5 protein-coding genes are annotated in these 9,429 nt (G+C 43.3%); all 5 read left to right on the forward strand.

Annotated elements, in window-relative coordinates; translation table 11 throughout:
* Positions 1 to 301: 301 nt before the first annotated feature.
* On the forward strand, positions 302 to 2,404 hold the full coding sequence (locus tag AC1DVJ_RS18730) for a hypothetical protein (protein WP_477592745.1): 2,103 nt from the start codon (positions 302 to 304) through the stop codon (positions 2,402 to 2,404).
* 347 nt (positions 2,405 to 2,751) lie between these two features.
* The gene (locus AC1DVJ_RS18735; protein ID WP_477592746.1) at positions 2,752 to 7,323 is read left to right on the forward strand and encodes an InlB B-repeat-containing protein; all 4,572 of its coding nucleotides are present in this window, start codon (positions 2,752 to 2,754) and stop codon (positions 7,321 to 7,323) included.
* A 95-nt stretch (positions 7,324 to 7,418) separates the two neighbouring features.
* A complete protein-coding gene (locus AC1DVJ_RS18740; protein WP_477592747.1) occupies positions 7,419 to 7,709 on the forward strand; it encodes a cohesin domain-containing protein in 291 nt (96 codons plus the stop codon).
* A gap of 733 nt (positions 7,710 to 8,442) precedes the next feature.
* Positions 8,443 to 8,655 (forward strand): S-layer homology domain-containing protein, encoded by a 213-nt coding sequence (locus tag AC1DVJ_RS18745; RefSeq protein ID WP_477592748.1) that lies wholly within the window; start codon positions 8,443 to 8,445, stop codon positions 8,653 to 8,655.
* Between the two features lie 221 nt (positions 8,656 to 8,876).
* Positions 8,877 to 9,429, forward strand: a 553-nt coding sequence (locus AC1DVJ_RS18750) for an ABC transporter substrate-binding protein (RefSeq protein WP_477592749.1), incomplete at its 3' end; no start/stop codon positions are given.

The following is a 9,429-nucleotide window of genomic DNA, read 5'->3' on the forward strand; positions in this document are numbered from 1 at the left end:
GACAAACTTCAGGCTGACAATGTTAACGCGTTTGGCTAGTGAGTTCTTGATTGGAGAGATTTTGCTCCTTTGAGTGTGAAATAATAAGCCTCTATTCCGAGTGTGAGGAATAGAGGCTTTATCTGTTTACTTGCTCCGCACGCCAAGATTCGTTTTTGTTCTTCTTTAGTGATAAATAAACTAGAGTAAAACATATTTCATTTGAGTGGGATTTTGGATACCAAAAAGAGTTACCGTCTAAATACTTCTGACGCTCTTCCTACTATACTGATGGTAGTCAATAAAAGGAAGGAGTCAGGGAATGAAGCTGCGTGTAGATATGAAAACAATAGCGTTGCCAAATGTACAGCTCAAGTTCGGAACGGAGGAGCAAGCGATTGAAGCCACCACGCTGCTGGACGGATTTATCGTTACAACATCGGAAAGTTGGGCAACATCAGGAGGCGGGATCATCCGCCGAAGAACGTTTGCAGATAACGCGAACAAACGCGATGTACAAATGACCGAACGTTTTCAGCCATCTAGCTCAGGGATGCGATGGGAGACGGAGTTGTGGACGGACTGTGAAGAGCCGTTTACGACACCTGTTATTTCGGAAATACGCTGCGATTCAAAGGAGTGGCCGAATTATTGGGCCACGTGGGCCGATCATCGTCCGGACGGTCCAGACACAGTAGGCGATCCGTGGGCCGTTGCCAATGCCGATTTGGACGCTGTAAAAGATTTGCGGTTTTCGTGGCAGGATCCGCTTATTCCGAGGAAGGTGGAAAGTCGCCGCTTTTGGTACGGTGCTCCCTATTTTGAAGAAGATAACCCACGTCTCGGATTTAGCCCATTTATGAACGATCTCATTTGTATGCCGCTGGTTAGTGCTTTTCATGCATCTTCCGATTTTGGTTTGACGTTCGCTCTTTCGCCGGAAGAACCGCTATTGGATGTGTTTTTGGATACGGACAAAGAAGGCACTTACAGATTTACGCGCATGTTTTATCGTTTCGAAAAGGGGCGACCACTTCGTTTTTCAGCCGATTTGTTTACGCACGAGAACGATTGGCGGGGCAGTTTGCGCAATATGACCGAGCGTTACCCTCAATACTTTCATTCACCGCTGTCCATTACCCAAGATATTGCCGGAACAGGAGCTTATTCCACGCACGAAGTCGAGTTTGATGAAAAGAAGTTGCAGAAAATGGCTTTTAAAGTGAATTGGAAAGCTAGTTTCGACTTCCCTTACATGGGTATGTTTTTGCCGGATGTGCCGAACGATGAGGAATGGATGTCTTATGGCAACTACCCGCAAACGATTGCGCGCATGCGCCAGTATTCGGCCAATATGCATAGCCGTGGGTTTCATGTGCTCAGCTACTTCAACGTCACCGAATTTGGTGCAGATGTGCAATTTCCATTGCCCGATGTGAAGTCTCAGGAATACTCGGAAACCGATCCTCTTTGGAAAGACTGCTCTCGCTATTTAAGCAGTGAATTGAAGGAAGCGTTATTATTGGACAGGGAAGGCCAACCGTATTGGTCATGGGCGAACGCGGTGGTTATGGATCCGGGCGAGCCGGTATTCCAACAATTTTTGCTGGATCAGGCACGCAGACATTTGGAGCTTATTCCAGAATCCAGCGGCATATGCATCGATCGGTTGGATTGGACACGTTTTTATAACGATCGTGGAGACGACGGCATCAGTTGGTTCGACGGGAAACCTTGTCGTTCGCTGCAAGTATCCTGGCAAGAGATGTCGGAGCAGCTAGGGGAATTGTTTCATTCCCATAACAAAGTGGTTTACTGCAACAATCATACGAAACGGTTGGAACAGTTGCTGCATGTCGATGGCATGTTTGACGAGTTCACCTATGCGGCGGCAGCTTTAAATTTGAGTGCGATGCTGGGGATATTTAAGCCAGTACTAGGTTGGATCGCTCATGCCGGCCAAGTGTTGCCGGATTACGATGCTTTTTTTCAACGGTTTTTATATATGGGTGTATTTCCAATGGCTCCTTTCCCTGGAAACGACCATTCACTGCTTCCAAGTCCGGAGGTGGACGAAGCTTTTCTGGCGTATGGTCCGCTGCTTGAGCGAATACGAGGCAAGAAATGGACACTGTCTCCACGTCCGGTTTCGGTAGTTGATGATGTCGCAATTGCCAATGTGTTTGAAGTGCCGGACGGTTACGTTGTTCCTGTCGTGTTTGCCAAGGCGGAAACGGTTCGAGTTGTTCTTCGACTTCCTGAGTTCGCCATGAAGGATCGGCATGTGGTGTGCGAAATTTTGCATCCAGGAAGCGAAGTTGCAGAGCCTGTTCATTCCGAACGAAGTGAGKGGAGTTTGGAGCTGGAGGTTGCTGTGCAGAATGGTTGTGCAATGATAATCGTACATATTCGAAGCGATAGTTGAATAGGCGAGTGTCCCTTACGATAAACGTAAGGGACACTATCAAAATCCGGAATGTAAGCGTGTACATCTATCTTGAGAGGTGGCGATGCTGCGGAGGGTAATAATCTGAATTTTCAATTTTTGAAATGTAGTAGTAGACAAGAAGTAGCAAGATCCTGAATGAGATTCAAAACGTTAACATAGGAGGATAACAATGAGCCGGTTATGGCTATTTGATCCAAAAGTCTGTAGCGGACAAGTATAATTTGGACTGGAAACTTTAGGCGATCACAACCAGAACCATTATATCGACTACGGCAGGAAAAGTTAGTTTTACTATTGTTAAATTTAAAGGAGGATAAACTGAAATGAAACGATTTAAAAAGGCATTAAGCCTATTTCTTGCAGTTATAATAGCTATGTTATCCACAATACAGGTTGTAAATGCTGCAACACCACCTGATGAAGACCTGAATGCAAATTTAGCTAAAAATAAAACCGTAATAATGAGCCCTCAAATGGCACAGAAAGATCCGGGGGCAGCAAGTCGTCTTCAGACAGTTACAGATGGTATTTTGACATACCAATGGACAAACGCTTTTTACTATCGTCAAGGTTCAGAAGCACATGATATAAATGAGAAAGCCTGGATACAGATTGATTTGGGTGCAGAATATGATCTTGACAAAATTAAATATTTTGGTATAGTACCTCCTACTTCTGGATATACGCACACTTCTCATAAAATGGTATTCCAGGTTTCCAACGCCCCAAACTTTGATGATGCCTCAACTAAAACCGTTTTCAATACAGACAGTGAAAACTTCTGGGGATTTGGTGCTGGTAAAGATATAGAGCAGCCAAACGTACAAGGGGGACGTTTAATTAAGTTTAATCCAGTTAAAGCACGTTACGTACGATATTATCAGCATGGTTTATCACAAGAGCCTACACCTGGTCATAATTATGCGCCAAACGGTCTTGTAGCATGTGAAATAGAGGTTTATCGTTTTACAGGCAAAACAATAACATTAGATTATAACGATGGTACAGGTAAAAGGGAACAACTCGGAGTTGATACAGGAAATAAATTACTTCGTCCCCAAAATCCAATTCATCCCCAATTAGATAAACGCTTTGTTAAATGGACTGTAGATACAGTTGGAGGTAATGAATGGAATTTTAACGATCCTGTAACAGCGAATATTACACTTGTTGCTAACTGGGAGGATGCAACTATCCGCACCGTTACATTTGACAGGAATGGCGGTTCTACAGTTGAAACTCTACAAGTCACAGACGGCTTAACTATTGCACGTCCTGAAAACCCGACAAAAGAAGGCTACGTATTTGCAGGCTGGCGCTTAAATAACAACCCATTCTCATTTAATTCTGCAGTAACAGGCGATATTACTCTTACTGCTTACTGGGTAAGCTTGCCTGAAGAAAATGCAGTTGTTCTTCAGGCGGCAATGCTTGAAATAGTAATGGACAGCCACGGCAAAATTACAAATTTATTCAGCACATTAGACGGCAAAGATTATTCTACAGCAATGCCTGATAATCGTCAGCGCACACTTGTTTCTTTAATCGCTGAAAACAAATTTGTAGAGCCAACAAACGTAAGCTACGATGAAACAACCGGCAATTTGACATTTGATTTTGCATCTATAAACGTACAAACAGTTGTTTCTCAACGTGATGAAGGCGACTACCTTAAACTTACATTAGAAGAAGTTAATAAGCCCGATAATATTTCTGTACAGGCTATTTTATGGGGACCGTTAAAAACTTCTATTAACGACGGTGCTATTTCAACAGGTACAGCTTATAACAAAGATTTTGCTATTGGTATGCATATGCTTAATTCAAAAACAGTTGGTGGCTGGCCAATAGAAATTAAGGAGCAATTTTACCCGAGTTTGCTGAGCGGAGTAAGAAACGGTTTCCAGGTAGATTATTCAAACTCTGCTGCATTTAACGGATGGGGCAGTGCAACAAACGGATACACGTGGGATTATACCCAAGATACAATGCGCACGGTTGCATTTTATTCTCCAACACCGATGCTTGTACCTTCCATGCTTGGTAAGCATATGTACACTGATTACCGTGTAAAAGAAAACGCAAGCATGATAGGTTCGTCAATTGGTTTATATGGTACAAGACCTGAAAACATCTTAAATGTTATATCTAATATTGAATTAACAGAAGGCTTACCACACCCAACAATTGACGGGGAATGGCAAAAAACTTCAATAAAATCTGGACAAGACTTTTTAGTGTTTAATGATGGGTTGTGGGATGCAAACTTGTCTACAATTGACAATGACATACAAATGGGACTTAATTCCGGCATTAAAATGCTTTACGGACAATATGGTGCAGGCGGCCCTTGGACAGCTGAAGGTACGTATGAATTTAACAGTCTTTTTGGTGGCTCGGACGCAAATGCAAAACGTATGGTTGAAAGAGCTGCAGAATCCGGAGTATCTATAGGCGCTCATACACTTTCAAATTTAATTAAACCTGGTGCAAAATATATTACACCGGAGGCAACACCRGCTCTTGCATTTGTTGGCTATGCAGAGCTTACAAGAGATGTGTCTGCTACAGATACTGAAATCTACGTTTCAGACGGAAATCCGTTTTCTGATAAAGTCAGAAATCATGAAAACAGAATAAGTAGTATTGAAAAACGTATACGCATAGGAAAAGAAGTTCTCGACTATTCAGGCATTGTACAGGTTAGCGATAACGAATGGAAGCTAACTATAAGCGGACGTGGATCATATGGCACACCAAAAGCCGCTTACAGTGCAGGTGAAACTGCATATCAGCTTTGGAACTATTACAATTCACCGTTTGTAGGTGGCTGGGAATCATTAGAGCCTATGGCTGAACGTATGGGAATAGTTTTGGGCGATGTAGGGTTACGTGCACTTTCAACAGATTCATTTGAGTCAACTAAAATGACCCCGTACGGTTCTATTATGCCGGGTGAATTTAAAACTGCACTTTATAATGAGCTTGTTAAAAAAGGTAAAATGGACGGATATATGAACGAATCCAGCAATATCGATACAAATAGCTGGGGCTTGATTACCCGTGTAAGCTGGGGCGAATCAAATACACCTATTTCGGTATTAAATACTTCCTTAAATTATTACAGAAAAAACTTCTTACCATCTATGTTGGGATGGATATATGACAGCGGAAATCACGGCGGGTATGGTAAGGCGAACCTTTTAATGAATCTTTCCATGAAAGGCGGCTGGGAAGCCGGTGCCGGATGGTATGTTAACCAAAATACATTCAAGAGTTACAACTATATGGCTGATTGGATGAAGACATGGAACAATGCAATTCAGCATGGCGCGTTTACATTGGGAGGAGAATTTACCTCTGTAATACAGGCTGCTATGCGCCAGGCATGGACAAATAATCGTATCTGGACGCTGACCGAGGCTGTACCAAATCAGCAATGGACCTTGCAAGAGGTAAATAAAACTAGCCTATCGCCTATCGGAAGCCCTATTACCCTGAAAGCAACAAACAATATTCATGTTGTGCAATCTGCAAACGGTGATATTGCCACCAGCACAAGCCTTAACTACTCAAGGGCGCACAGCAGCGACACGGTGAAGATTTACACCCAGGCAAATTCAGGATCTCAGCTTGACGTAGCTACTTTGAAGGTTAAAGGCGAGGATAACACCGAATATCCGATAACGGCAAACGGAACTGGTACTTACACATTCCAAATGCCATCGCAGGACGTGACAATAACGGCACAGTTTCCAGTAACACAAAATGTTGTGGAAATAAAAGCACCGGCATCCATCACAGGGGTTCCAAACGGAACGGCGAAGACGACAACTGCTCTTGGCTTGCCAGCAACGGTCGAATTGGTAACTGATACGACAGGAAGCTTGAATGCCAATGTGGCATGGGATGTGAATGCATCATCATATGATGCATCCTCACCAGCAGGGCAGACGTTCACCGTTAACGGAACAGTAACTTTGCCTGACGGAGTTGTGAATCCGAACAACGTGGCACTGACAACAAGCATTAATGTGACTGTATTACCAGTACCAGTATCTGCATCGCCTCAGGCTACCCTTACTAATGGGCAACAGGTAATAACTGGGGAAGCATTGGATGTGACGATGGGACTGAGCAACGTTTCACAAAATGAGTTCCAGCATATATATGCTCAAGAGCTAACCCTTACCTATGATACGGTGAATATGCAGTTCAATACGGTGACCTCTCTTGTTTACGGATTGCAAGTCATCGACCATCAAGAGACAGTGCCGGGACATGTTCAGCTTGTTCTTGCAAGCACAAACCCTGATGGATTTCTTCCACAAGGAGATGTTCTGAAATTTAGTTTTACTGCCAAAGCAGTAACCCAAGTTACGAATACAACCTTTGGTGTGAGCAGTTTCACAATTGCCAACGGTCAAGGAAACGAATTGCAAATTAACGAAGCCTCCTCCAGCACGCAAATTATTTTACCTGCAGTACCGGTAGATAAGGCATCACTGAATGCTTTAATCACAAGCGCTCAGGCGGAGCATAATGCTGCTGTAGAAGGAAATATGGATGGTCTGTATTTGACGGGCTCAAAGGCAATCCTTCAGTCGGCCATCAGTACAGCGAGTGCAACAGCGAATAATCCGAATGCGACTCAGGTTCAGGTGGATAATGCCAAAGCTGCGCTTGCAGCGGCAGTTCAGGTATTTGAAGACAAAAAAATAACTGCAGATGTCAATGGAAATGGCATTATTTCTATTGGAGACTTGGCTATTGTTTCTTCCAGCTATGGCAAACAATCTGGTCAGTCTGGCTGGAATGTCAATGCGGATGTCAATAAAGACGGTAAGGTAGATATTACCGACTTGGCAATCGTAGCCAAAGCGATCATACACTAAACGGATCATTGATCATGTGGGGAGAACGCAAGTTCTCCCCCTTTTATCGAATTATGCTGGTCTGGTAAAGATATATAGAAAGGGTGACGTCTCCGATGATAAAAAAACTGCTCGCCTTTATGCTGGCATTACTACTAATTGTTACACTATGTCCCCAAAATATCACTCATGCGGACGCAGGCCCGCAGTTTCTATTGAGCATCTCAAACGAAAGACCAAAGACAGGTGCCACATTTCAAGTAACGGTGAATGGAAAACAGTTAAGCGATTTGTACGCATATGAGGTTAATGTAACTTACGATAATAGCAAGATTGAGTTTGTAAGCGGAGTCAGCCAAAGCGGCGGCTTTTCAATAAATCCTATCGTGGACGGGAATAAAATTTAAATCGCACATACGCAAATTGGAAATACACCTGGTCAAAATGGAAATGCAACATTAGCCACGTTAACCTTTCGCGCAATGAATGAAGAAGCAGCCGATATTGTGCTAAACACCGTGAAACTGGTGAATTCGCGGTTAGATTCTACACTGAAGTCAGTGGGCGAGAAGGTATCGGTAAATGGCGGTAATGGCAAAACGAAATCAGAGAGGATCATACTCACGCCTGTAGTGCAGGCCGACTGTGCAACAAACATAGCAACGTCAACCGTTGATGCAGCAGCATGGGGAAAAGCTCTTAAGCAAGCCGAGTCTGATCCGAGTGGAAAAGGAACGATCAGCCTTGAATTTCCACAAACAGTCGAAGCAAAAACCTATTTGCAACAGATACCATCTTATTTAATGTCAAGCGGTAAGAAACAATATCAAATCGAAATTATAACACCGATCGCCACTATCGTTATTCCAAGCAATATGTTCCGAGAAGGTGAATTGACTGATGCCCAGACCGAGCTGCTTATTGCTCGTACAGATATCAGCAAACTAGAAGCAAGCGTACAGAATAAAGTCGGTTCTCATCCGGTCATTGAGCTCACCGTTCAATCCGGTGGTGAAACCATTGCCTTCAATAACTCGAAAGCCCCTGTCATCGTGAGCATGCCGTATTCGCCTACATTGGAGGAACAACAACATCCAGAGCATATCGTCGTCTGGTATATTGAAGGAGAAGGCGAGATTCATGCCGTGCAGCGGGAATCTGACAATCGACGCTTCGAAGGACGATCTTGGCTCATTTACGGATACTTCGGAAATTTCGAATTACGCTACAAACAGTATCGCTGCTCTTGTCCAGTCAAGGTTAATCAACGGCTACGACAACAAACTTTACTCGAAAGGAACAACGACTCGCGTTGAGGCAGCGCAATTAATGTACAACATTTATAACTATTAAACGCGAATGAATGTAGCTTTAAAGTGTTATTTTTCCATCTTGTTTCATTTTTTGGAGATTTGATCAGTTATTGTAGACCTATTTTTATTAAAATTCGGTGTTTTACTGTTTTTTTCTGTATTCAGATCGATAGTACTCGACTTATGATTGGAGCATCAAATCATTGCTGTCATACAAAGAAAATGGCTTGTGGAATACAAAACAAATATGGAGGTCAGAACATGAACAACTCAAAGAATATGAAACGTTCACTTGTTATGCTGAGTATTGGTATCTCTGTTGCACTTACTGGGTGCAGCACACCAAAGGCTGAGCCAACGGCTTCAGCGACTCCCGCACCAAGTACAGCGGCAGCTCAAACAGCTCAACCAACAGCAACCCCATTAGCGCCAGTTGAACTATCATACTATTTCCCAGCTGGACCTCAGAAAGATATGCAGACTGTAGAAGATGCCCTGAATAAACTCATTAAGCCGAAAATTAACGCGACGGTTAAACTTAAAGGCATTGATTGGGGTGTTTACGAAGAAAAAATGAAAGTTAGCATGGCTTCTGGTGAACCCTACGATCTCGTTTGGACAGCAGCAGGCTTCAACAATTACTTTCAAAATGTCGCGAATGGCGCTTATGCACCATTGGATGATTTAATTGCCAAATATCCGGACATGAAGAAAGGGATTCCAGATATGTTCTGGAATGCAGTTAAGGTGAAAGGAAAAACATATGGCGTACCTGTCTTCCAACAATCGACCGCAGGATACGGCTATCTCATAC

The organism is Paenibacillus sp. P4_A9 (assembly GCF_056402415.1).